Origin of the sequence: Bacillus sp. JJ1532 (assembly GCF_036965085.1) — a bacterium.
Taxonomy (GTDB): Bacteria; Bacillota; Bacilli; order Bacillales; family Cytobacillaceae; genus Cytobacillus.
Map to the genome: position 1 here is coordinate 1 of NZ_JBALOW010000079.1, position 22,313 is coordinate 22,313.

The 22,313-nt window shown below is 37.2% G+C and carries 27 protein-coding genes and 1 tRNA gene; 7 read left to right on the forward strand and 21 right to left on the reverse strand.

Features of this window, described 5'->3' with window-relative positions; all coding sequences use genetic code 11:
• Positions 1–2: 2 nt before the first annotated feature.
• From V7122_RS21365 to V7122_RS21385, 5 genes are all read right to left on the reverse strand, one after another.
• Positions 3–74: transfer RNA gene (locus V7122_RS21365), tRNA-Val, on the reverse strand.
• A gap of 153 nt (positions 75–227) precedes the next feature.
• On the reverse strand, positions 228–878 hold the full coding sequence (locus V7122_RS21370) for an amino acid ABC transporter permease (RefSeq protein ID WP_335345662.1): 651 nt from the start codon (positions 876–878) through the stop codon (positions 228–230).
• Positions 879–889: 11 nt separating this feature from the next.
• Positions 890–1,543 carry an amino acid ABC transporter permease gene (locus tag V7122_RS21375; protein ID WP_335345663.1) on the reverse strand — a complete coding sequence of 218 codons (654 nt, stop codon included), beginning with the start codon at positions 1,541–1,543 and terminating at the stop codon, positions 890–892.
• A 69-nt stretch (positions 1,544–1,612) separates the two neighbouring features.
• Positions 1,613–2,428 carry a transporter substrate-binding domain-containing protein gene (locus V7122_RS21380; RefSeq protein ID WP_335345664.1) on the reverse strand — a complete coding sequence of 272 codons (816 nt, stop codon included), beginning with the start codon at positions 2,426–2,428 and terminating at the stop codon, positions 1,613–1,615.
• 19 nt (positions 2,429–2,447) lie between these two features.
• Positions 2,448–3,176, reverse strand: coding sequence for an amino acid ABC transporter ATP-binding protein (locus tag V7122_RS21385; protein WP_335528957.1), 729 nt, complete (start codon positions 3,174–3,176; stop codon positions 2,448–2,450).
• A 281-nt stretch (positions 3,177–3,457) separates the two neighbouring features.
• Between V7122_RS21385 and V7122_RS21390 the strand changes: the two genes are divergently transcribed.
• From V7122_RS21390 to V7122_RS21400, 3 genes are all read left to right on the forward strand, one after another.
• The gene (locus V7122_RS21390) at positions 3,458–4,186 is read left to right on the forward strand and encodes an alpha/beta hydrolase (RefSeq protein ID WP_335528960.1); all 729 of its coding nucleotides are present in this window, start codon (positions 3,458–3,460) and stop codon (positions 4,184–4,186) included.
• A gap of 136 nt (positions 4,187–4,322) precedes the next feature.
• Positions 4,323–4,835, forward strand: coding sequence for a YjcG family protein (locus tag V7122_RS21395; protein ID WP_335354045.1), 513 nt, complete (start codon positions 4,323–4,325; stop codon positions 4,833–4,835).
• 9 nt (positions 4,836–4,844) lie between these two features.
• Positions 4,845–5,267 carry a GNAT family N-acetyltransferase gene (locus V7122_RS21400; RefSeq protein ID WP_335345668.1) on the forward strand — a complete coding sequence of 141 codons (423 nt, stop codon included), beginning with the start codon at positions 4,845–4,847 and terminating at the stop codon, positions 5,265–5,267.
• A gap of 49 nt (positions 5,268–5,316) precedes the next feature.
• Here V7122_RS21400 and V7122_RS21405 read toward each other — a convergent pair whose 3' ends face one another.
• The gene (locus V7122_RS21405; RefSeq protein ID WP_335528963.1) at positions 5,317–5,580 is read right to left on the reverse strand and encodes a hypothetical protein; all 264 of its coding nucleotides are present in this window, start codon (positions 5,578–5,580) and stop codon (positions 5,317–5,319) included.
• A gap of 149 nt (positions 5,581–5,729) precedes the next feature.
• Between V7122_RS21405 and V7122_RS21410 the strand changes: the two genes are divergently transcribed.
• The gene (locus tag V7122_RS21410) at positions 5,730–8,051 is read left to right on the forward strand and encodes an ATP-dependent helicase (protein WP_335345670.1); all 2,322 of its coding nucleotides are present in this window, start codon (positions 5,730–5,732) and stop codon (positions 8,049–8,051) included.
• Positions 8,052–8,108: 57 nt separating this feature from the next.
• On the opposite strand, the gene V7122_RS21415 is transcribed toward V7122_RS21410, so the two are convergent.
• The 7 genes from V7122_RS21415 to V7122_RS21445 all read right to left on the reverse strand — a co-directional run bounded on the left by V7122_RS21415 (position 8,109) and on the right by V7122_RS21445 (position 12,046).
• A complete protein-coding gene (locus V7122_RS21415; protein WP_335345671.1) occupies positions 8,109–8,363 on the reverse strand; it encodes a stage VI sporulation protein F in 255 nt (84 codons plus the stop codon).
• A 108-nt stretch (positions 8,364–8,471) separates the two neighbouring features.
• Positions 8,472–8,597, reverse strand: coding sequence for a YjcZ family sporulation protein (locus tag V7122_RS21420; protein ID WP_335345672.1), 126 nt, complete (start codon positions 8,595–8,597; stop codon positions 8,472–8,474).
• Between the two features lie 106 nt (positions 8,598–8,703).
• Positions 8,704–9,060 carry a stage V sporulation protein AE gene (gene spoVAE, locus V7122_RS21425; protein ID WP_066294855.1) on the reverse strand — a complete coding sequence of 119 codons (357 nt, stop codon included), beginning with the start codon at positions 9,058–9,060 and terminating at the stop codon, positions 8,704–8,706.
• Between the two features lie 15 nt (positions 9,061–9,075).
• Positions 9,076–10,095, reverse strand: a complete 1,020-nt coding sequence (spoVAD, locus tag V7122_RS21430) for a stage V sporulation protein AD (RefSeq protein WP_335345673.1) — start codon at positions 10,093–10,095, stop codon at positions 9,076–9,078.
• Complete coding sequence (gene spoVAC / locus V7122_RS21435) at positions 10,095–10,571, reverse strand: stage V sporulation protein AC (RefSeq protein WP_335345674.1); 477 nt, start codon at positions 10,569–10,571, stop codon at positions 10,095–10,097. The genes spoVAD and spoVAC overlap by 1 nt, the downstream gene beginning before the upstream one ends.
• 13 nt (positions 10,572–10,584) lie before the next feature.
• Positions 10,585–11,061, reverse strand: coding sequence for a sporulation protein (locus V7122_RS21440; RefSeq protein WP_335354048.1), 477 nt, complete (start codon positions 11,059–11,061; stop codon positions 10,585–10,587).
• Between the two features lie 628 nt (positions 11,062–11,689).
• Entirely contained in the window at positions 11,690–12,046 is a 357-nt protein-coding gene (locus V7122_RS21445) for a DUF1360 domain-containing protein (RefSeq protein ID WP_335345676.1), read from the reverse strand.
• A 132-nt stretch (positions 12,047–12,178) separates the two neighbouring features.
• On the opposite strand from V7122_RS21445, the gene V7122_RS21450 reads away from it, so the two are divergent.
• Positions 12,179–12,778, forward strand: coding sequence for a CotY/CotZ family spore coat protein (locus V7122_RS21450; RefSeq protein ID WP_335345677.1), 600 nt, complete (start codon positions 12,179–12,181; stop codon positions 12,776–12,778).
• A gap of 52 nt (positions 12,779–12,830) precedes the next feature.
• Here the strand turns inward: V7122_RS21450 and V7122_RS21455 are convergent, their stop codons facing one another.
• From V7122_RS21455 to mgtE, 4 genes are all read right to left on the reverse strand, one after another.
• On the reverse strand, positions 12,831–13,400 hold the full coding sequence (locus V7122_RS21455; RefSeq protein WP_335528968.1) for a CotO family spore coat protein: 570 nt from the start codon (positions 13,398–13,400) through the stop codon (positions 12,831–12,833).
• A gap of 142 nt (positions 13,401–13,542) precedes the next feature.
• Complete coding sequence (fabI, locus tag V7122_RS21460) at positions 13,543–14,313, reverse strand: enoyl-ACP reductase FabI (RefSeq protein WP_335528970.1); 771 nt, start codon at positions 14,311–14,313, stop codon at positions 13,543–13,545.
• A 102-nt stretch (positions 14,314–14,415) separates the two neighbouring features.
• Positions 14,416–16,278, reverse strand: a complete 1,863-nt coding sequence (locus tag V7122_RS21465) for a monovalent cation:proton antiporter family protein (protein ID WP_335528971.1) — start codon at positions 16,276–16,278, stop codon at positions 14,416–14,418.
• Positions 16,279–16,355: 77 nt separating this feature from the next.
• Positions 16,356–17,699 carry a magnesium transporter gene (mgtE, locus tag V7122_RS21470; RefSeq protein ID WP_438824029.1) on the reverse strand — a complete coding sequence of 448 codons (1,344 nt, stop codon included), beginning with the start codon at positions 17,697–17,699 and terminating at the stop codon, positions 16,356–16,358.
• A 321-nt stretch (positions 17,700–18,020) separates the two neighbouring features.
• Between mgtE and prpE the strand changes: the two genes are divergently transcribed.
• Positions 18,021–18,755, forward strand: a complete 735-nt coding sequence (gene prpE / locus V7122_RS21475) for a bis(5'-nucleosyl)-tetraphosphatase PrpE (RefSeq protein WP_335528974.1) — start codon at positions 18,021–18,023, stop codon at positions 18,753–18,755.
• 28 nt (positions 18,756–18,783) lie between these two features.
• Here prpE and V7122_RS21480 read toward each other — a convergent pair whose 3' ends face one another.
• The 4 genes from V7122_RS21480 to V7122_RS21495 form a co-directional block, all read right to left on the reverse strand.
• Positions 18,784–19,686 (reverse strand): RluA family pseudouridine synthase, encoded by a 903-nt coding sequence (locus V7122_RS21480; protein WP_335345684.1) that lies wholly within the window; start codon positions 19,684–19,686, stop codon positions 18,784–18,786.
• Between the two features lie 36 nt (positions 19,687–19,722).
• Positions 19,723–20,517: an NAD kinase gene (locus V7122_RS21485; protein WP_335345685.1), complete on the reverse strand. Its 795-nt coding sequence runs from the start codon at positions 20,515–20,517 to the stop codon at positions 19,723–19,725.
• 23 nt (positions 20,518–20,540) lie between these two features.
• Complete coding sequence (locus V7122_RS21490) at positions 20,541–21,191, reverse strand: GTP pyrophosphokinase (RefSeq protein WP_335345686.1); 651 nt, start codon at positions 21,189–21,191, stop codon at positions 20,541–20,543.
• Positions 21,192–21,287: 96 nt separating this feature from the next.
• Positions 21,288–21,659, reverse strand: coding sequence for a hypothetical protein (locus V7122_RS21495; RefSeq protein WP_335528978.1), 372 nt, complete (start codon positions 21,657–21,659; stop codon positions 21,288–21,290).
• 155 nt (positions 21,660–21,814) lie between these two features.
• Between V7122_RS21495 and V7122_RS21500 the strand changes: the two genes are divergently transcribed.
• The coding region (locus V7122_RS21500) for a CYTH domain-containing protein (protein ID WP_335528981.1) at positions 21,815–22,313 on the forward strand (499 nt) is incomplete at its 3' end.

Here is a 22,313-nt window from a genome sequence, read left to right on the forward strand (position 1 = left end):
AATGATCTGAGAGGGATTTGAACCCCCGACCCCTACCCTGTCAAGGTAGTGTTCTCCCGCTGAACTATCAGATCGTTTATTAAGTATATGTTCTATTATATTAATTTTGTAGAAAAAGTCAATCATTTTTGCTTTCTTTTCATTAACAATGATTAATTTAGGTTTTCTTAAATGAAAAGACCGATTCTCTAACTTGCAAAGAAAATCGGTTGATTGACACTCATTTATTATACTTGTCTGCTTTCCAGCCTTCGTGCAACTAATGACAGGCCATAGTTCACAACAAAATACATGATTGAAATAACGATAAATATCGGAATTATATAATTAATATTTTGTGCATAGATAATCTGAGCATTACGCATCAGTTCTGGTAAAGCAATAATTACGCATAGTGATGTATCTTTAAGTAAAGAAATAAATTGACTTACAATCGGAGGTACCATTCTTCTTAAGGCCTGAGGCATGATTATTTTAAATAATGCTTGAATATATGTTAGCCCTGATGACCGAGCAGCCTCCATTTGACCTTTATCAATAGAATTTAATCCGCCCCTTACAATTTCAGATAGCATGGCTGATGTAAATACTGTCAATGCAGTGATGGCAGCTACAGGCTTACTCATTTTGATCCCAATTTCCGGCAGTGCAAAAAAGGTAAAGAAAATGATTAACAATAGCGGAGTATTTCGAATGGTTTCTACGATCACTGCTATGACTTTTGATAATACTGATATTTTAGCATATCGTAAAGTTCCTATAACGATTCCAATGATAAAGCTCAAGAAAATAGATATAAATGCAATGTAAAGCGTCACCATAAAGCCAGTACCGAGGAATTTTAAATGATCGACTGAGAGAGCTCCAATAAAATCCATAGTTCCCCTCCTTAATGGCTTCTAGCCAAGCGTTTTTCAAGATAGCCAACGCCTAGACTTAATGGAATGGTTAAAACAAGATAAAAGATTGCTACGAAAATATATACATCAAATGTCACAAATGTATTTGACGAAATAATATCACCAAAATACATTAAATCTAAACCAGCTACCATTCCTAAAATAGAAGAATTCTTGACAAGGTTAATAAACTGGTTTCCAATCGGTGGAATGACTATTTTTATTGCCTGGGGCAATATGATTACATTCATCGCTTGCAAGTATGTTAGACCAGAAGACCTTGCTGCTTCCATTTGTCCCTTCGGAATCGATTGAATGCCTGCTCGAATTGCTTCAGCAATGAATGAAGCTGTATAAATCGCCAAGGCAATTGTACCAGCAGTAAAACCAGATAAAGTTACACCTATAGCAGGAAGACCATTAAAAAAGAAGAAAGCAATAATAAGAAGCGGGATATTTCTGAAGAACTCAACAAATGCAGTTCCAAGCCAATTTAGTGGTTTAAATGGGGAAATTCTCATAACTGCTACAATAATCCCAAGAAAAAAGCTTCCAATAAGTCCCATAATGCTAGAAAACACTGTATTTTTAAATCCTTCTAAATATGTGTCTAAATTATCAGTAAGTATTGTAAAATCAAGCAAACTGATTTCCCCTCCTTTTTATAAAAAGTGGTCAGGATGAGCAATTGCTCATCCTGACATCATTTGATACTAGTTAGTTTTAATCCACTTGCTATATATTTCATCATACTTTCCAGTTTCTTTTAACTTCTTCAAAGCATCGTTAATAGCATTAACTAATTCTTCATTTCCTTTTTTAACAGCAATTCCATAAGGCTCTTCTGTGAAAGTTCCGCCAACAAGCTCAAAGTTTGAATCTTGGTCAGCCATACCGTAAAGAATAGAATCATCTGTCGTTAAAGCATCTCCTTGACCAGCTTTTAAGGCAGTAAATGCTTCAGCATAGTTTTCAAATTCTAAAACAGTTGTGTCAGGGGCTTTTTCACGAATGTTCTTTGCTGATGTCGAACCTTTAACAGCAAGAACTTTCGTGCCGCTCTTCAAATCTTCAAGACCTTTAATGGCGCTTCCTTTTTTAACAAGCAGTGATTGTCCGGCATCAAAATAAACATCAGAGAAATCAACTTCTTTTTTACGCTCTTCTGAGATTGTCATCGTTGCTACAATTGCATCAATATCACCATTGTTTAACATTGGAATACGCGTTTTAGAAGTAACTTCTTTAAATTCTACTTTGTTCTCATCACCAAGAAGCTCTTTAGTCAATGCTTTTGAAATATCAATATCAAAACCTTCTACTTCACCAGTACTCGGGTTTTTAAGTCCGAATAATCTAGTATCATGCTTTACCCCAATTACAATTTTGTCATTTTCTTTAATTTGTTCTAAAGCATTTTTGCTGCCAGAACCTGTCGTTTCCTTTTCATCCTTGCCGCATGCAGCAAGAAGCATTGTTGCAGATAAGAACAGGATACCTGCTATTTTTCTTCCTTTTTTCTTAAACATAAATAATCCCCCTTTTGTTTTAATGATTTAATACACGACTAAGGAATGTACGAGCCCTTTCTTCCTTTGGATTCGCATAAAACTCAGCCGGAATTCCCTCTTCAACAATTTGACCTTGATCCATGAATACAATTCGGTCAGCTACTTCCTTAGCAAATCCCATTTCATGAGTAACAACGACCATAGTCATTCCTTCTTTTGCTAGCGCTTTCATAACATCTAGCACTTCACCAACCATTTCTGGATCAAGCGCAGAAGTAGGCTCATCGAACAGCATAATTTCAGGTTTCATCGCAAGTCCTCTTGCAATTGCAACCCTTTGTTGCTGCCCTCCCGATAATTGAGATGGAAATGATTTTGCTTTATCAGGAATTCCTACTTTTTCAAGATAGTACATAGCTGTTTCTTTAGCCTCTTCTTTTGATTTCTTCAATACCATCGTTGGCGCAATTATGATATTTTCAAGAACTGTTTTATGAGGGTATAAGTTAAAATGTTGAAAAACCATTCCTATATTTCTTCTTAACTGGTTAATATCTGTTTTCTTATCGTTTACTACTAAGTTATTAACTGTTAATTCGCCAGTAGTAATTGTCTCAAGACGATTAATGCAACGGAGCATCGTACTTTTCCCTGATCCAGATGGACCTATAACAACTACAACTTCCCCTTTTTTAATTTCTAGATTAATATCTTTAAGTACATGAAAGTCTCCATAATACTTATTTACAGACGCAAATCGTATCATATCATTCCTCCGTAATTCTTTTACTGAATATATATGCCACCTACCATCAGGATATTAAATTCTAAAAATTACCCCTTTGCGGAAAAGTAAATTAATTGGATAGGTATAGAAAATATAATACATATAAACATCAATTTAGTAAACAATTATTATTAATTTTGGATAAATTCTGTCGAATTGTATCCGAAGGCACAGGCTACAATACCTACTTTTTTTAGTTTTTGACCATTTATGATAATATATTTTGATGAGCCAAATAAATAGAAAATGGAGGTATTAAATTGAGTATACCTAGAGGAACAATTAAGGATATAACATTCTCAAGTAAAGAGCTTGGTGAAGACTTACAGATTCTAATTTATCTGCCATCAGCTTTCAATCCTTTATACAAATATTCAATCCTTTTTGCCCAAGATGGCAAAGATTATTTTCAGTTTGGAAGAATTGGCAGGATGGCAGATGAATTATTAGAAAACAATATGATTGAAAGAATAATCATTGTAGGCATTCCTTACAAAAACGTAGAAGATCGAAGAAGAAAATATCATCCGAGTGGTGAGCAGCATCAGGCGTATATCCGCTTTCTTGCACACGAGCTGGTTCCATTTATCGATGCAGAATTCCCAACTTATCAGATGGGGATGGGCCGTGCACTTATTGGAGATTCCTTAGCAGCAACTGTTTCTCTAATGGCAGCTATTCAATATCCTCATACATTTGGTAAGGTTATTTTACAATCTCCAATGGTTAATGAGGATGTAATGAAAGCCGTTAAAGAAGTTAAAGAGCCACACCTTCTACATATTTATCATGTCATTGGCAAAGAAGAAACGGCAGTCAAGACAACAACAAAGGAAATTGCAGATTTTTTAACACCTAACCGTGAATTATCAGAACTACTTAATGAATTAAAGTTCCCTTATTTTTATGAAGAATTTGAAGGGAATCATACATGGACTTATTGGCAGCCAAATCTAAAGCAAGCATTAAAACATATGTTTTCGTCCTAATTCTTTTCTAGATTCATTATATTTTCTTATGATAAGTTCTTTGTTTATTAAAATTTTGTTATAATAATATTAAATTTTATATTTTTCCCAATATTTATTATATAATACATTAAAAATCTAATATGGAGGTCATGTGATGAAATTAGGTATTGTTATTTTTCCATCAAAAAAACTTCAGGACTTTGCGAATTCTTACCGAAAAAGGTATGATCCGAATTATTCCTTAATTCCTCCGCACATTACGCTAAAATCATCATTCGATGTACCAGAAAAAGATATGGATCAGCTTACAGTTACTTTAAACGAAATTTCAAACAACTATCAGCCTTTTAATATCCAATCGACAAAGTTTAGTTCTTTTAAACCTGTTAACAATGTTATCTATTTAAAAATAGAAGGATCAGAAGAGCTGAAAGAGCTTCAAAGCGAAATAAATGATAAAATTAATATCGAAAATTCCGATTATGCATTTGTTCCTCATATTACGGTTGGGCAGAACCTCTCTAATGATGAGCATTCAGATGTTTATGGCACGCTAAGAATGAACCAATTTAATTATGAGGACAGCGTTGACCGTTTCCACCTGTTGTATCAGCTAGAAAACGGATCATGGACTGTATACGAAACATTTCGACTTGGAAGGGAATAGGGAACTAGTATGATTGTAAAAGTCGTAGGAAATCATCAAGAATTACAGGATGCATTATCTGTTCGCAAAATTGTTTTTATTCAGGAACAGCAGGTTCCCGAAGAAGAAGAAATCGATCAGTATGATGACTTAGCCATTCATTTTGTTCAATATGACGGAGAATCTCCAATAGGTGCAGGCAGATTTCGAACAATTGATGGGATTGGGAAAGCTGAAAGAATTTGCGTCCTTAAAGACAAGCGAAAAACTGGTGCGGGAAAAATGATTATGCAGAAAATTGAGGAATATGCCAAAGAGCATGACATTCATTCTGTAAAGCTAAATGCCCAAACACATGCCATTCCTTTTTATAGCCGCTTAGGCTATGAAATAATCTCTGATGAGTTTTTAGATGCAGGCATCCCCCATCGGACAATGAAAAAAGATCTGTAAAAAAACTTCTGTCACCTTGACAGAAGTTTTTTTTCGTAAGTAACTACCACTAGGCAAAGTCACTGTAAAGAAGTCCCTTCCCTGTAATTTCTCCATATAATCTTTCCATTCGATCATTAGGCACTTTCTGATTTTTTCCTGATGTTTTTTTGTCAGTGGGGGTTAGCTCGAGTGAATGTTCTTTCTCTGAAGGATTGACTGAAGGCTTTATTCGATTAATAGGAACGAATCGATATGGGTCATACTTTTTGATACCCACTCTCTCCGCATATTGGCTATATTGATAATGGTTAACTGGAATAATATACCCCATTTTTTCCTCCTTCTTTGTACAAACACTTTCTATAGAAATACGAAAATAGGTTTCTATTTATGACCATTTTCTTAAAAAACTTTCGAAGTCATATGCTTTTTTGTTATGATAGGGTTTGTCTAAACAAAGGCAAAGTTGAGGATTACTAGATGAAAACAGCGAAGTTTAATAATGCAATCATTGATTTGAATCATATGAACCGAGAATTATACCAATTTATTTATGAAAATGGCAAAAAGGGAAAGCTCCATTGCCCAGCTTGTGGTGATCCTGTTCGGTTCTACATAGGGATTGAAAAGGAACCTTTCTTTTATCATATACATAAGGAAGATAAGAAGTGTGGGGATCCTCCAACCCTCCTTATATCAAAACATAACGAACAACAAGAGTATAAGGAACAAAATGGATTTAGAATTCCAAAATCCCGATCCATAACAGCAGAAACTCCGGCAGGAAACACTTATAAAAAAGCACAGACATTGAAAATAAAAACTCCTTTTACTCCAGCCAAACGATATGAAATGAATGAATCATTTCATTATTTACATGATTTAAAAGAAGCTGGTGTCGTTCTTGATCATAATCAGGCTAAGGCTGTATCCCGTGTAAATGGACCGCTCCTTGTTCTTGCAGGAGCCGGCAGCGGAAAAACTCGGGTATTGACAGCAAGAACTGCTTTCATGATTACTGAGCATGGAATTGACCCAAAATCAATTATGCTCGTTACTTTTACAGCGAAAGCCGCTGCAGAAATGAAGAAAAGGCTCTTGACCTACCCAAGCATTGACCAACATAAAATTCAGCAAATTGTATCTGGCACCTTTCATAGTCTTTTCTATCGGATATTAGTCTTTCATTCTCCCCAGGAATGGTCTGCTTCTAAACTTTTAAGCAAGGGCTGGCAGCGGGACCAGCTTATAAAACAAGCTGGAAGAACCTTAAACATAGATGAGAAGGAATTCGCCTTTGATCTCGCTTTACAGCAAATTAGCTTTTGGAAAAATTCCATCATACCCGCGGATCAGGTTAGACCTGAATCTGCCTGGGAGGAACAGGTTGCTCTTCTTTATCAGCTTTATGAGCAAGAGAAAAGGAAAAATGAATGGTTTGATTTCGATGATATGCTGCTTGGATGTTATACATTATTTCAAAATGAACCGTCAATTCTAGCCAAGTACCAAAAGCGGTTTCAATACTTTTTAATTGATGAATTTCAAGACATTAATAAAATACAGTATGAATTAATTAAAATGATGTCAGCACAAACGCAAAATGTATGTGCAGTTGGGGATGATGACCAATCTATATATGCTTTTCGCGGCAGTAATCCCCAATACCTGCTAGATTTTGAAAAAGACTTTTCTACAGCAGAAATCGTCATATTAAGTCAAAATTACCGTTCTTCACATGAAATTGTATCTACTGCAAATGAAGTAATTTCACAAAATAAAAATCGCCATGTGAAGAAAATGCAAGCTCAAGTATCTGGAACAAATCCGCCAGTTGTTTTCTACCCTTATGATGAAGAAGAAGAAGCGACGGCAATTGTTACTGATATGCAGGAAAAAATAGCAGAAGGCTTTCAGCCAAGTGACATCGTTGTTTTATTCCGTACAAATACCGGAAGCCGCGCCATTTTTGAACGATTGACTAACTCCAGCCTTCCCTTCAGGATTGAAATGGATGCGGAGTCTTTTTATGACCGTTTTATCGTAAAAAGTATGCTGAGCTTTTTACAGCTGTCTATTAATGAAGATAATCAAGATGCGCTTAAGAATATTCTTCCGGCTCTTTTTGTAAAGCAAACAGCGATGAGGGATTTGATCGCAGAAAGTATTTTAAAAGATTGCTCCCTTCTTGAATGCCTGAAATATATAAAAACAGGTTTTTCTTTTCAAGAAAATAAATTGAAAAAGAGTGTAAAAGTGATCCGATCTTTATCACAAATGTCACCTGTTTCAGCAATTGAAGCCATTGAAAAGGAGCTCGGATTTCAAGACTTTGTTAAAAAGAGGGGCGCTGATGGCAATAAGATGGAGAAAGGCTCTGATGACCTTAAAGACCTTAAAGTTGCTGCAAGGAACTTTACTTCAATTGAGGATTTATTAAATCACGCAGACCATATGCGAGCTATGAATAAGGAAATGAAGGCTTTCAGCAAAAAAAATCAAAATGCTATTTCATTAAGCACGATACACCGAGCAAAAGGACTAGAGTATAAAGTCGTCTATATATTAGGGACCGTTGATGGAAATTTGCCTCATGATTATGCCTTAGAAGCATTTCGGAATGGAGATTCTTCCTCAATTGAAGAGGAGCGTCGACTTCTGTATGTAGCAATTACAAGAGCTATGGAATACTTGTACATTTCAATTCCCGAAAAAAGACGCGGAAAGCAGGCTGCCCCCTCAAGATTCCTTTCCGCTATTCCAAAGCAATCAATGGTAATGAAGGAATTTTCGCAACAATAAGAGAGACTGTCCTGTAAGGTGCCTGGCACCTTTTCTTTAGGACAGCCTTTTTTTTCTTTATTTTTTATTAATCATTTGTGAAATGGTGCCAAAATCAAGCTGTTTGCCATCTGTGATAATTGATTTTACAATTTTGTCCTCAGTTTCTTTATTTACTGGCCTATTTGCAATTTGCGACACCCTTCTAATGACACTTCTCACTGTTTTTTCATCTTTAAAATTTGCATTTTGTAATGAATTAGCTAATTCAAATACATCCTTCATATTAACGCCAGTTTTCTGCTCAATATTCTTAAACAAATTATTATCCATTTTTAGATTCACGCCCTTTCATAAACTACTTTATATACTATGAAATTGGGCGTAAAACGTGAAAAAAAAACAGGCTAATGGAAAACATCTACCTGTTTTTTAGAAGTATTATAAAAAGCTGGCACCAACAATAATTAATAAGATAAACAACACAACAATCAAGACGAAATTTGAGTGGAAGCCGCCACCAAAACCACATCCACCAAAGCCGCATCCTCCGAAACCAAAGCCCATATCCTTACACCTCACTTTATTTATTCTTTAACACAATATGAAATATGATGAAAAGGTGTGTGGGCAAGCTCCTATATTTGTCTTATGATTTTAAGAAATGGATTTTTTATCCTTTTGGCTTAAAGATAAGGGCCCCGATAAATCCGAATACGATAGCTGCGGAAATACCTGAACTTGTGACCTCAAACATTCCTGTTAATACGCCTACAAGGCCATGCTTCTCCGCTTCATTTAACGCCCCATGAACAAGTGAGTTCCCAAAGCTTGTAATGGGGATAGTTGCACCAGCACCAGCAAAATCAATTAATGGCTCATATAGACCAACACCATCTAGGATGGCTCCTATCACGACAAGAAGGCTTAAAGTATGTCCTGGTGTTAGTTTCGCAACATCAAATAATAATTGGCCAATCACACAAATAATTCCTCCAACGACAAAAGCCCAAAAAAACATTGGAAGCATCTGTATACCCCTCCTTCACTTGTTATCCATTTCGATTGAAACCGCATGTGCAATGCAGGGAATAGTCTCATTTTGCTGAAAGGTTAATGGTGACAAAAGTGCGCCAGTAGCCACAGCTAAAATTCTCCTATAAACACCCTGTTTCATTTGATTCAGCAAATGTCCGTAAAGAACGGTTGCTGAACAGCCTGCTCCGCTCCCCCCGGAATTGACAGGCTGGTAGTCTTTATATATAAGCAATCCACAATCTTGGAATTTATCCTTTTCAATTTTCAATCCAGCATTCGTCAATAACTCATGAGTTGCACTTTGCCCAATTTGTCCTAAATCTCCAGTTACAATTAAATCGTAGTATGATGGATCTAATTGTAAATCCTTGAAATGAGCTTTAATGGTTTCGGCAGCAGCAGGCGCCATCGCCCCCCCCATATTAAATGGGTCCGTGATTCCCATATCAACGACTTTGCCAATGGTTGCAGCAGTTGTATAGGGAAGATTTTCATTGCCTTCGTTTACTTTTACAAGGGCCATCCCTGCACCAGTAATCGTCCATTGAGCTGTAGGGGGCTTTTGCCCGCCGTATTCAGTGGGATATCTAAACTGTCTTTCTGCAGCCGCATTATGACTTGCTGCGCCTGTAAGTATATATTTGGCACCTTGATTATTAATGATAAATGAGGCGAGTGCTAAACCCTCCATAGAAGTAGAGCAAGCTCCGAATATTCCAAAATACGGAATTTGATTCGTTCTTGCACTAAAGCTTGTTGGGGTAATTTGATTAATTAAATCTCCCGCAATATAGAAGTGAACATCGTCTTCCTGCAGATTGCCCTTTTTTAAAGCTGCTTCGCAGGCTTCTTCAATTAGTACTCTGTGAGCCTTTTCATATGAATCCTGCCCCATCCATAAATCATCATGCAGAACATCGAAATCATTCGCAAGTTTACCATTTGCTTCAAATGGACCTCCTGATACACCGGTTGCCGCAATAATAGGACGATTCTGGAATACCCAAGATTGCTTCCCTCTAAGCATTACAAAACACCCCATTGAATTAATATCGTTTTAATTAAAGCAACAACAAATGCTGAAAAGACTCCGAATAAAATGACAGAGCCCGCTAGCTTAAACATGTTTCCCCCAACTCCAAGAACAAATCCTTCCGTTTTGTGTTCAATCGCTGCAGAAATAACTGCATTTCCAAACCCTGTTACAGGTACAGCAGTTCCCGCTCCACCGTATTGGGCAATATGATCGTAAACGCCGAAGCCTGTAAAAAGCATAGAAAGGAAAACCATCGTGGCAACAGTGGGATTTCCAGCTGTTTGCTCTGTAAAGTTGAAATAATATATATAGAAATACGTAATGGCCTGTCCAATTGCACAAATTACGCCGCCTACCCAGAAGGCTCTAAGGCAGTTTTTTAAGATGGGGCGTTTCAGCTCATGCTTTTGCTGCAATGTTTGATATTTTTGTTGCTCGGGTGTAAGTTTCTTCTGGTCCTTCCCCATAATATTCTCCTTTCTATGCCATTTCTTGTTTAAGCCTAATTATTTCTTGTAATTTTTGATTTGCTTTTTTATCTGTGAAATTCGGGTCTTTCATTCTTTCATTTAGCTTTATAGCTTCAAGGAAAATTTTATAATCACTGGAGACCGTGAATTTTTCGTCCTTGTATTTTTTCTCCAGCATATCCGACATTCTCTTCTCGATTTTTTTCATTTGAAACCGGTACATATGCTTTACCTTATAGGCTACTAGCGTATCCTTTTTTCCTTTTAAGACCGCAACATCATATATTTCTTTCATAGAACTGATGTCTTGTTTAATGCTTTCCACTAAATCAAGCTTTTCTTCCGTGTTGCTTTCAAGTAATGCCGGACTTGGATTTGTCGTTTTCACTAACGCCAGCTCACTCTTTTTCGGCTCGTCAGTCCCTATACCACAGCCTGATAATCCTGCAGCAAATATGAACATAATAATGCAAAATTTTGTCCTCATAAATCTTCCCTTCCTTTTTCGTCCGTTATCACAAGCAGCTTCATAAATCAATTTTGCCTCGGCGAAATTGCGCCCAGATTTTTATCGAGCTGGCTCGATAATTTCCTCTAAAAAATCTGAGGCATCCGCCGGAGGCTTCACTTCATTCGGCCAGAGTTTGAACCCCGACTGAATTAGATGTTTTAGACAATCATCTCTGACTTATAGAAATAGAAGACTTTTGCTGAATGAAGTGGAGCATTTCTTCACTTATTGTCCACGATTCATAGAAAATTTATGAATTTACAAACCACCAAATTATGTAAATAAAAAGCAACCTGAAGCCAGACATTAAAAAAACAGCCGGAATTTCCGACTGTGTGCAATTACTTTGTTTTTTTCGTTGTCTTCCCGCATCCACAACCTTTTTTCTTCTTTGTTGGTTGATTTGATTGATTTGGTTGATTTGCTTGATTCTTTATTAGTACAGAACTTTTTTTATACATATTACTCTCACCCCTTATTAAGTTTCATTCTTATAGTTCATACTTGACCTTTCTTTACCCACATTTCGCTGGCATTTCCTAGTTCCCTTCATATAATATATGAGCAACAGTTTAAGCTTGTGTAAATCAGCGGCCTATATTGGTTATTCATTTAGCATTTTTTGAACAATTGTTTCAATAATGGATGCCAGCCCTGCCACAGCAAGAATAATAAGGATAGGAATAGCTAATGACATAAAGTATATATACACAACACACACGAAAATAGATGTCCAAACACCCGTACACCAGTAGCAGCTTAGCAATTCACCGATAAATCCGCGAATGCCGCCTTTTTTCGGAGTAACATAAATATCAATGCCTCCAGCTTCATTTTTCTCCTCTAATTCATCAAAAAAAGGACTTCTTAAAAATTCAGTTATTTTGTCATAGACCAATAACCTAGTTAGTCTAAAGCTTGCCAGGGCTAGTATCAATAATTCCATTAAGGATAATTCCAAGCTATTTCCATCCTTTCGTAAAAAAATTGCCTATTTTTTAATAAAACAAGGCGTTTGTCCGTAACCCATAGGGCACTTCAGCAATATGTTATTAGTGTAGTATCACAAGAATCAAATAAGGAGGAAACTATAATGGGTTGTGGAAAAAAAGACGACAACTTCAAAAATCACAATCAGGGCTGTGTATGTGAAGTAGTCCGTGCGATAAAAGATATTCAAGAAAATGCAGAAGAAGAATGCCAATGCCCTTCCAACTGCTTTCTAGAACCGCTTGGAGCTATCTCACCTGCTGCAAAGGGAAGACCAATGCGCCCGGATACACGCGTTATTGTCCTTAGCACTGATGATGGAACACCTTTCCATGCTTTTTTCACCAATAATAGAACTAGAATGGGTATGGGTATGGGAAGAGATAGCAAAGACAAAGATCAAGCATGTGTCTCCATCTTCTTCAGGGTTGAAGATGTATTTGATAACTGCTGTGCAGTCCTTCGTGTCCTAGAACCGGTTAAAATGGAAAGCAAGGGAGATAAAGACCAACAAGGACAGAATCAAAATCAGCAAATGCAAAGATTTAAGCCAGTAAACCTTGTAAAAGATGGCGTCATTGACTTAAATGCAGTATGCGATGTTGACTTTTTCCGCAGTACAGGAGACTGCATTACAGTTGACCTTAGCTGCTTCTGTGCAGTCCAATGTATTGCTGACGTAGATTTAAATATTTGCGAATAACATTAATGAAAAAAGAAGCCAGTCGTTTAAAACGGCTGGCTATTTTTTTATGCTATTTTCTTAATCCAACCATTCGGATTTCTTTGATTGATTGAATATGAAGTTCTTTCGTTTTACCATCTAATAACTTGATTTCAATCATTTCCTCTGTTTTTCCAATCAATACCCCTCGAAAGCTGCTCGCATCCGTTTCAAACATACAAGGGACGGGTGGAAGCTGTTTAGGAAAGTTCAATAAATAATTTAAACGTTCCTCGGTATTCATTTCTTTAAAGCTCTTAAGCCGTTTAAAAGATAGGCTCGGCATTTTTTTAATATGTGGCGTGAAAGGCTTATCCTCTTGTGTTTCTCTGTTTTCAGCTTCGAATTCCTCAATTATTTCTGTAGCCTTTGTACTTTCCTTCACTTCCTCATTCTGTACTTCACCAGAATCATGTAAGTGTGCAGGACTTCCCTCTTTCTCCTCCATTTCATCAGGTTCTAGTAAAGTATGAGACGAATGCGGGGTCACATCATCTTCTTCTTTTTTGTTTGTGTAAACTTCCTGCATATTGGCCTTAGGGAATTGTATTGTTGGCTGCAAAATATGGAAAAAGGGTTCTTTCTCATTCTTTTTTAGCATGATTATCTACCTCCATAACAAATGGGTTCATTTATAAGTATGCAAATAAAATGCTTTCGTTTCCATTTGGAGGGAAAAGGTGACGATATTATTGCTGTAGACAAAAAGAAAAACCCGTTTCACATGGAAACGGGCTGTTATATTACAGGATATGATAACCGGAATCAACGTGAATATTTTCACCAGTAATACCACGTGATAAATTACTAAAAAGGAATGCAGCCGTATCGCCAACCTCTTCAGGTGTAGTAGTTCTCCGTAGTGGAGATCGCTCTTCAATCTCCTTAAGGACTAAATTGAAATCACTTACCCCTTTTGCAGAAAGTGTCCGAATTGGACCTGCAGAAATAGAATTGACGCGAATACCGGCTTTACCAAGATCATTGGCCAAATATTTAACACTCGCATCAAGAGAAGCTTTCGCAACACCCATGACGTTATAGTTTTTGATTGCACGCTCACCGCCTAAATACGTTAAGGTAACGATGCTTCCTCCCTCAGTCATTAAATCCTTCGCAACCTTCGCTACAGCAGTTAAAGAGTAGGAACTAATGTTGTGTGCCAGTAAAAATCCGTCTCTCGTAGTATTCATGTAATCGCCTTGAAGCTCCTCTTTGTTAGCAAAAGCAATACAATGTGCAAGTCCGTGAATTGTGCCAACTTGCTCTTTAATTTCTGCGAAGCATTTGTCAATATCCTGATCATTTGTTACGTCACAAGGCAAAACAAGGGAATTTGCCCCCTCAAGGGATTCAGCTAACTCACGAACACTTCCCTCCAGGCGTTCACCCGCATAAGTAAAAATTAATCGGGCGCCTGCATTATGAAGGGATCTAGCAATCCCCCATGCGATACTGCGCTTATTTGCTACACCCATGACAACAAAGGTTTTTCCATTTAAAGAAAGAGTCATTCTTTCCAGCCCCCTAAGTATTGTTACATGTTATTAGTACCTAGTACTAATTTTACTATAATATTTAGAAAAAGGAAAGAAAGGAGTTGAAAATGATTCTATTCAGCACCATTCACAAAATTCAAGCTCCCGTTTTAAATCATCGACATATTTTTTTGTTCCAGTCACAATTAAACGATCGTTTATATGGAGCTCCGTTTCCCCATGTGGAACAATGGAATCAAGTCCCCTAAAAATCCTCACAATAATGACATCCCCCGTAAAAGGAAACTCTCTTAAAGTCATGCCATTAAATTGTTCATTAAGCATTTCGATTTCATACAATGCATTTTCCTGATTTGTTAATATATCCATAACACTTGGTGTTTCGATTAATGCTCTTAGCAAGGTTTTTTGTGACAATAATACTGAAAACACTTCGATGTTATGCTCCTTCATACTTTCTTGAAGGTCGGGGCTTTCAAATCGGCATATGACCCGCTCCACTCCCTGTTCCTTAACGGCAATGGCAAGTGTAGCATTTAATTCCTCATCTCCAGTTGAGATTACAACAATATCTGATTGTAAAACATTCTGCTCTTCTAGCGTTTCAATTAAATAGTTGTCTAGTTCCACAATATCGAATAAGGAATCCGCTAAATTTTTATCTGCCTTCTCTCGTTTTTTATGATAAAGGGTCGTCTTATAATGGCTTGAATGAAGTTCCCGATATACTGGGAGTGTCAGTTGATTTGCACCGATAAATGCCACTGTTAATGATTTTTGAGTATTTGCTTCCCTTGGGAATAATTTTTTAAAGACAACAGGGGTAAATACACTCGTAATAACAGCAACTAAGATTAATGTTCCGCTCATTTCGGCCGTAATAACACCAATTCTCTCGCCAATCGTTGCAGAGGCAATAACTAATGATAAAGTCGATGTCAAAAGAAAACCTGAAGCCATAACCGTTTTCATATCATACCATCTCTTTAATAAGTAGACAGGTACAAGCTTCGAAACTAGCAAGGCAATAAGCAAGAGAGGTATTAGCAAGAGCATTTTTTCATCGCTCAATAATGACCAAATGTTTAGATCAACACCGACCATTACGAAAAATATTGGAATTAAAAAGCCATAACCGAAAGAGTCAAGCTTATGAATCATTTCCTGATTAGGAGCTAGCAAGGATACAAGCACGCCTGCAAGGAAGGCGCCGAGAAAATTCTCTGCCCCCACTGATTCAGATAATGCAACGAGCAGGATGATTAAGGTGAATACAGCTCTCGTGCCTATTTGAACAGTCCCAGTCGACATAGCCTCGAAAAAATTTCCGTTTTTGAATCGTCTTCCAATAAAATATAAGAGGACTCCTGCAGCAAAAAGAATAAGCAATAACCACACATTGCCTTCTCCGCCATCATAAAGAGAAACAAATACGGCTAGTAAAATCATTGTGACTAGGTCAGCAATAACAGCAACCAATAGAATAATTTGGCCTATGCCAGTCTTCATGAGATGAGCTTCCTTTAAAGTTGGGACGACAACACCTAATGAAATAGTAGAGATAATTAAGGTCATCAAAAAAGCATTTTCAATAAATCCGGCTATTACAAATAAATAGGAAAGCCCCAATGAAACAAGAAATATCCCAGCAAATATAATAAACGATGCAGAAAATGAGTTCGGCTCTAATTTACCGCTTGGCAGCTTTTCCCGCTTCTTATTACTAGAGAATGCAGTAAAGTCAATTTCTAGGCCGCTAAGAAACATTAGAAAAATAAAGCCAAGTGTTGAAAGCGTTTCAAGCCACATATCTGGCTGAACAAGATTAAAGCCGCTTTTCCCAATCAAAAGCCCCATCAAAATTTCCGCAACGACAACGGGTATGAAATGGATCTTTAACCGATGCAATAATATCGGTGTTAGGAAAGCTATTACGATCACAATGACCAAAGAAGCTAACGAAACACCATGTTCTTCCATCTAATCACTCCTTCAATCAGCAAGTGTCCACCTCAAAAGCATAAAACATCAAACTGTCCACAACTGGTGTCTGGCACCTATTTAGGTAAAAACCCCAAAAACATATTTGCGATAGTAAAGTAAATTAAAATACTGATAATATCATTGATTGTGGTAATGAAGGGACCTGAAGCAACAGCTGGGTCAATTTTGAATTTGTGCATAGCTAACGGAATGATCGCACCAGCTAAAGTTGCAATAATTAAGGTGCAGAAAATAGAAACTCCAACTAATATTCCTAAATATAAATTCCCTTTCCAAATAAAAATGGTTACCGTGACAAGGACTCCACAAATTGTACCAGTGATTAAGCCAGTACCAGCTTCTCGATAAATTAACTTGAGCTTGCTTTCTTTTTCCAAATCACCGGTTGCAATCCCACGAACAACAACGGCTAATGCCTGTGTTCCAGTATTTCCAGCCATTCCGGCAATTAAAGTTATGAATGCCCCTAATATGGCCGCCTTCTCCAGCGTTGCTTCAAAACGAGCAGCAAGGCTTGCCGTTCCCATCCCTAAATACAGGAGGATAATTAGCCATGGCAGCCTTTTGCGGGCAGCTGAAAAAGGACTGCGGTCAATTGTATCCATATCTGACACTGCAGCAAGCTTCGAGTAATCATCAGATGCCTCTTCTTCCATAACATCCATAATGTCATCAACCGTTATGATTCCTAACAGATGGTTTTGAAAATCGACAACAGGGAGCGCTAGAAAATTATAATCTTTTATTTTTCGCGCAACTTCTTCCTGATCATCGCCAACGGATACCGAGACGATTCTTTCATTTGTTATTTCTGAAATCATTGTGTCATCATCATTCACAATTAAATCTCTAAGGGAAATGACTCCTGCTAGTCTCTCTTCTTCATCAAGAACATAGATATAGTAAATCGTTTCTGCCTTTGGCGCTTCTTTTTTTAATATATACATGGCAGACCGAACCGTCTGATTGGAAGCAATGGAAACAAAGTCAGTTGTCATGATACTTCCGGCTGTATATTCCTCATAATGAAGCAGATCTTTGATTTCCTGTGCTGCTTCTTCATCCATAATAGTTAAATAACTGACAACCTGATCCTTTTCAAGCTCATTTAAGACATCAACTGCATCATCAACGTACATTTTTGAAATCATTTCAGCTGCATAGTTTGGATTCATTTCTGCCAAGACATCTTGATAGCTTTCATCATCTATTTCTAAGTTTTCAAATAATGTTGCCATTTCTTCTGGGGAAAGATAATGATAAATTCTTTCACGCGTGTCTTCATCTAATTCCTTAAAAAATGAAGCCTGATCATAAGGATGCAGCTCTAGAAATTCATCCCGGAATTTTTCTATATCTTCATTTTGTAAAGAATTGATGAGCAATTCCCTGTCCATATGATGAGTGGCTTTCTCACTTAAAGCTTCCTCCATATTTCACAGCCCCCTCTCTTCATCAAGCATATACGCCTGAATACTCCATAATACTAGCAAATTATAACATCCTTGTCGCTTGATTTAAGCAAAAACATAACCATTTATCTAGCTTAACTTATGATAAAAGAATATCTGCCCATACTTTCCCCTCTTTACCCTTTTATATCATGAATTAACCTTAGCTAACCATTTTATGAAGCAATAAAATTTAACTATTTTGAGTAGATAATCAGGATAAGAATCGCCTTTATTGATATGATAAAAGTAAAAAAGGAGTTACGTATGAAGCTTGATATTATAGGAGATATTCACGGATGTTTTCATGAATTTAATGAGCTGACCATTAAGCTTGGCTACAACTGGGAGAAGGGCATACCCATTCACGACAAAAGCAGAAAATTAGCATTCGTAGGAGATTTAACAGATCGTGGTCCACACTCTTTAAAAGTGGCGGAAATTGTTTGCAGGCTTGTTAGCGGAGGTTACGCATATTATGTACCTGGAAATCATTGCAACAAGCTATACCGCTTCTTCTTGGGGAATAAAGTTCAGCTTACCCATGGCCTTGAAACGACCGCTGCCGAATATGATTCTCTTGATAAGAAAAATCAACAGGCTATTCGAGAAAAATTTATGAACCTGTATGAGGATGCTCCGCTTTATGCTGTGCTAGATGGAGGGAAGCTAATCATTGCCCATGCAGGCATACGTGAAGACTATATTGGCCAGCATTCTGAAAAGGTAAAAACCTTCGTACTATATGGAGATATTACAGGAGAAAAAAATCCAGACGGCTCGCCTGTCCGAAGAGATTGGGCTCAAGCCTATCATGGAAAAGCGGTAATTGTGTATGGTCACACACCTGTAAAGGAGGTCAGGATCGTGAATAATACATACAATATCGATACAGGTGCTGTATTTGGAAACAAATTATCCGCTCTAAAATACCCAGAAATGGAGATTGTGTCCGTACCATCAACATTGCCGCTTGTTGAAGAAAAGTTTCGAAAGATTTAGCTCTTACAAAAGTAAAGGGTGACCATTACTAACAGTCACCCTCCATCTGAAGTATTTTTCTCATATCATCAGGCAATTCCTGATTAAAAGTCAGCTTTTCTTCCGTAATGGGATGAACAAACGAAAGCTTGCTGCAATGCAGTGCCTGGTGTGAAAGCAAGTCAAGATTTCCACCATAGAGATCATCTCCGAGCAATGGATGGCCTAAATAAGACATATGCACTCGGATTTGATGGGTACGCCCTGTTTCAAGTCTTAGCTTTAGATAAGTAAAGTCCCGATATATACGAATGACCTCATAATGAGTGCAGGCATATTGCCCTTCTGGATTAACTTCTCTTTCAATAATACTATCCTTCTTTCTTGCTATTGGCTGCCTAATAACACCGCTCTCTTCTTTCAGGACCCCTTCAGCAAGCGCTTCATATTCTCTGTTTATCATTCCAGCTTTTTGCTGCTTGCTAAACAAATGATGGATATGCCGATGCTTGGCTACTAGGACGATTCCTGATGTATCACGATCAAGTCTTGTTACGATATGGGTTGTTGCGTTTAAACCGATTTGCTGATAATAGCCGATTAAGGCATTTGCGAGGCTGCCGTCAGGATGCTCCCTTGAAGGTATGGTACTAATGCCAGCAGGCTTATTTACTACTAGTATAAAGTCGTCTTCATACAATATGTTTAGCGGAAGCTCTTCCCCTCTAATCCCATCACTTGGAATTTCTTCTGGAAATCCAATAATCAGGATGTCACCTTCTTTTAGAGAATAACGGACCGTTGTTTCATTTCCATTTACAGAAATAAAACCGCCTTTAAATTTAATATCTGTTAAAGACGTTTTCGAAATATCCTTTTCATATAAAAAATCTTTGATGTTTTTATTTTCGTCCTCTGAAGTTATGTGCCACATTAGTTCAAACCTTGACATCCCGATTCTTGTCCACCTTTTTCTTTCATTACTATTTTAATCAGCCACAAATGAATCATGAACTCTTTTCCAGAAAGGAAACGGTCGAAAGCGGGCAAAGCGGATCTTTTCATCGGCCACCCGGAATTGAATTGATTTTACATCCTTATGAAGCAGATTTAAATGATCAATTGTAATTTGAAAATCAGGGCCATTAACCGGCTTTAACATACAAGTATGGTGTGCGGGAAGAACTAGCGGTGAGCCAACAGTCCGAAACACTTTATTATTGATAGAAGCCATTTCCGCAATTTGAATAGCAGATAAGGAAGGATGAAGAATTGCGCCGCCTAATGCTTTATTATAGGCGGTGCTCCCCGAAGGAGTTGATACGCATAACCCATCCCCTCTAAACCGTTCAAAGTGTTGCCCGCGTATTTCTACATCCATTACGAGGGTGGCATCAACCGCCTTAACCGTTGATTCATTTAAGGCAAGATAGCGGGTTTCTCTGCCCCCATGCTGATATCGAATAATAACCTCCAGCAACGGGTATTCACTCACCTGAAATGGAGTTTTCGCAATCGCAATTACGAGTTTCTCAATCTCCTCAGGCACCCAATCCGCATAAAAGCCTAAATGCCCCGTATGAATCCCAACAAATGCTGTTTTGTCCAAACGGCCGGTATAACGATGAAAAGCGTACAACAACGTGCCATCCCCGCCAATTGAGACGACAATATCAGGCTTCTCTTCGTCATAAATAAGATCAAAATCCAATAAATACGTTCTCATTTTATGCATGAGTGCATTAGATTTATTATCGCCTTTCGAGGTAATGGCAAATTTCATCGCAATATCTCCTTTACAAACATTTAACTTTTATGTGACTTAGGGTTGTTGCCTTGCTGTTCTTTATTTCTTGAAAAAAAGGCTTGGGCTTCCTGGATTTCCCCTCGAATTAGCGACATTTCTTCATCAAGCATGAAGGCTGCCTCTGCTGCCCTTTGAAGTCTCATTTGAATATCCTTTGGAAACTGACCCTTATACTTATAATTTAGCGAATGTTCAATGGTAGCCCAAAAGTTCATCGCAAGTGTACGAATTTGAATTTCAGCTAAAATCTGTTTTTCACCGTTAATCGTTTGAACTGGGTAGCGAATGACAACATGGTAAGAACGATAGCCGCTTACCTTCTTATGAGAAATATAATCTCGTTCTTCCACTATTTCAAAGTCATTTCGCTTTCTTAACAATTCAACAACCTTTTTAATATCATCTACAAACTGACACATCATTCGAAGTCCTGCAATATCCTGCAATTCCGTGTCTAATATATCTAATGGAATACTCTTTTGATTTACCTTATCAAGTATACTTGCAATAGGCTTTACTCTTCCCGTTACAAATTCGATTGGCGAGTGAGTACCTTCTTGTTCAAATTGTTTACGCATTCCTTTAAGCTTTATCTTTAATTCTTCCACAGCCTGCTTATATGGAGCTAAAAATTGATCCCAATTTTTCACGTCATCAACACCTCATCCGAAAATATTGTCTAATTAAAATCTGCCTTAAAAGGAATGTAGGCTAGATTATGTATGGGCGGATGATTATTCAATTGATTAAAAAATGCTTTCGACTTTTTTAACCATATCTTCTCCGTAATTACTATTCCCTTTAATATTTTCAATTAGGTAGCCGAACTCTTCTATAAATCCCGGAAGATGGATTCGATCCTTACCATCTGTTAAATAAACCTTAAACTCCAAATCCAATGCTTCCTTAAGCTGCGACCAAATGGTTTGCGGGATGGCTAAATATGTATACTCTTCATCCATGTCTGTTATGTAAATAAAGGAAAGATTATCTGAATCAACTAACATCTGCTCCATTGGCTTTAAATTAATTACGGCGTAACCTTCCTCTACTTTGATTTCAACTGCCTTTTCATTCACTTTGAAACTTGCGTCAATTATTGATATTTTTTTTGTCATCATTTCTACCTCCAAACTTATCTTATTTTATCGCAGATTATCGGGCAATAAAACCCTAATATAAGTATTTAGCAGAATCTATTTCCCAAAAAAATTGCAGTAAACAATTATGAAGGAGATAATTAGACTGTAACCCTTTGAGAGGAATGAAGAATTTGTCGCAAACAATTGAAATTGAATTAAAAAATATACTTACAAAACAAGAATTCAACAAGTTAAAAAACTTTTTTCAGTTTAACGATGAAAATTTTTTCACACAGGAAAATCATTATTTTGATACGAAAGATTTTGCATTAAAAAAGGCCGGCTGTGCCCTTAGAATTAGAAGAAAGAATAATAAATTTGAATTAACTCTTAAGCAGCCTCACGGGGACGGACTTCTTGAGACGAATGAACATCTTACTGATGAGATGGCTGAGAACATGTTCAACACTGGAAAAATAATGGCTGAATCTATTAGAAATATAATTGAGGCAATGAAGATCGATCCTAACCTCATGCAGTATTTTGGCTCATTAACAACAATTAGAGCCGAGACAGCCTATAGGAATGGATTAATCGTATTGGATCATAGTTATTATTTAAATAAAGAGGATTTTGAGATAGAATATGAAGTAAGTAATAGAGAAAAAGGCCTCGAAGTGTTTTCAGAAC

What these genes read in the sequence shown, in the direction of transcription:
- V7122_RS21370 (WP_335345662.1), bottom strand. Translation starts at nt 878, where the DNA reads ATGGATTTTATTGGAGCTCTCTCAGTCGATCATTTAAAATTCCTCGGT.
- V7122_RS21380 (WP_335345664.1), bottom strand. Translation starts at nt 2,428, where the DNA reads ATGTTTAAGAAAAAAGGAAGAAAAATAGCAGGTATCCTGTTCTTATCT.
- V7122_RS21385 (WP_335528957.1), bottom strand. Translation starts at nt 3,176, where the DNA reads ATGATACGATTTGCGTCTGTAAATAAGTATTATGGAGACTTTCATGTA.
- V7122_RS21395 (WP_335354045.1), top strand. Translation starts at nt 4,323, where the DNA reads ATGAAATTAGGTATTGTTATTTTTCCATCAAAAAAACTTCAGGACTTT.
- V7122_RS21400 (WP_335345668.1), top strand. Translation starts at nt 4,845, where the DNA reads ATGATTGTAAAAGTCGTAGGAAATCATCAAGAATTACAGGATGCATTA.
- V7122_RS21405 (WP_335528963.1), bottom strand. Translation starts at nt 5,580, where the DNA reads ATGGGGTATATTATTCCAGTTAACCATTATCAATATAGCCAATATGCG.
- V7122_RS21410 (WP_335345670.1), top strand. Translation starts at nt 5,730, where the DNA reads ATGAAAACAGCGAAGTTTAATAATGCAATCATTGATTTGAATCATATG.
- V7122_RS21415 (WP_335345671.1), bottom strand. Translation starts at nt 8,363, where the DNA reads ATGGATAATAATTTGTTTAAGAATATTGAGCAGAAAACTGGCGTTAAT.
- V7122_RS21420 (WP_335345672.1), bottom strand. Translation starts at nt 8,597, where the DNA reads ATGGGCTTTGGTTTCGGAGGATGCGGCTTTGGTGGATGTGGTTTTGGT.
- spoVAE (WP_066294855.1), bottom strand. Translation starts at nt 9,060, where the DNA reads ATGCTTCCAATGTTTTTTTGGGCTTTTGTCGTTGGAGGAATTATTTGT.
- spoVAD (WP_335345673.1), bottom strand. Translation starts at nt 10,095, where the DNA reads ATGCTTAGAGGGAAGCAATCTTGGGTATTCCAGAATCGTCCTATTATT.
- spoVAC (WP_335345674.1), bottom strand. Translation starts at nt 10,571, where the DNA reads ATGGGGAAGGACCAGAAGAAACTTACACCCGAGCAACAAAAATATCAA.
- V7122_RS21440 (WP_335354048.1), bottom strand. Translation starts at nt 11,061, where the DNA reads ATGAGGACAAAATTTTGCATTATTATGTTCATATTTGCTGCAGGATTA.
- V7122_RS21450 (WP_335345677.1), top strand. Translation starts at nt 12,179, where the DNA reads ATGGGTTGTGGAAAAAAAGACGACAACTTCAAAAATCACAATCAGGGC.
- V7122_RS21455 (WP_335528968.1), bottom strand. Translation starts at nt 13,400, where the DNA reads ATGCTAAAAAAGAATGAGAAAGAACCCTTTTTCCATATTTTGCAGCCA.
- fabI (WP_335528970.1), bottom strand. Translation starts at nt 14,313, where the DNA reads ATGACTCTTTCTTTAAATGGAAAAACCTTTGTTGTCATGGGTGTAGCA.
- V7122_RS21465 (WP_335528971.1), bottom strand. Translation starts at nt 16,278, where the DNA reads ATGGAAGAACATGGTGTTTCGTTAGCTTCTTTGGTCATTGTGATCGTA.
- mgtE (WP_438824029.1), bottom strand. Translation starts at nt 17,699, where the DNA reads ATGGACAGGGAATTGCTCATCAATTCTTTACAAAATGAAGATATAGAA.
- prpE (WP_335528974.1), top strand. Translation starts at nt 18,021, where the DNA reads ATGAAGCTTGATATTATAGGAGATATTCACGGATGTTTTCATGAATTT.
- V7122_RS21480 (WP_335345684.1), bottom strand. Translation starts at nt 19,686, where the DNA reads ATGTCAAGGTTTGAACTAATGTGGCACATAACTTCAGAGGACGAAAAT.
- V7122_RS21485 (WP_335345685.1), bottom strand. Translation starts at nt 20,517, where the DNA reads ATGAAATTTGCCATTACCTCGAAAGGCGATAATAAATCTAATGCACTC.
- V7122_RS21495 (WP_335528978.1), bottom strand. Translation starts at nt 21,659, where the DNA reads ATGACAAAAAAAATATCAATAATTGACGCAAGTTTCAAAGTGAATGAA.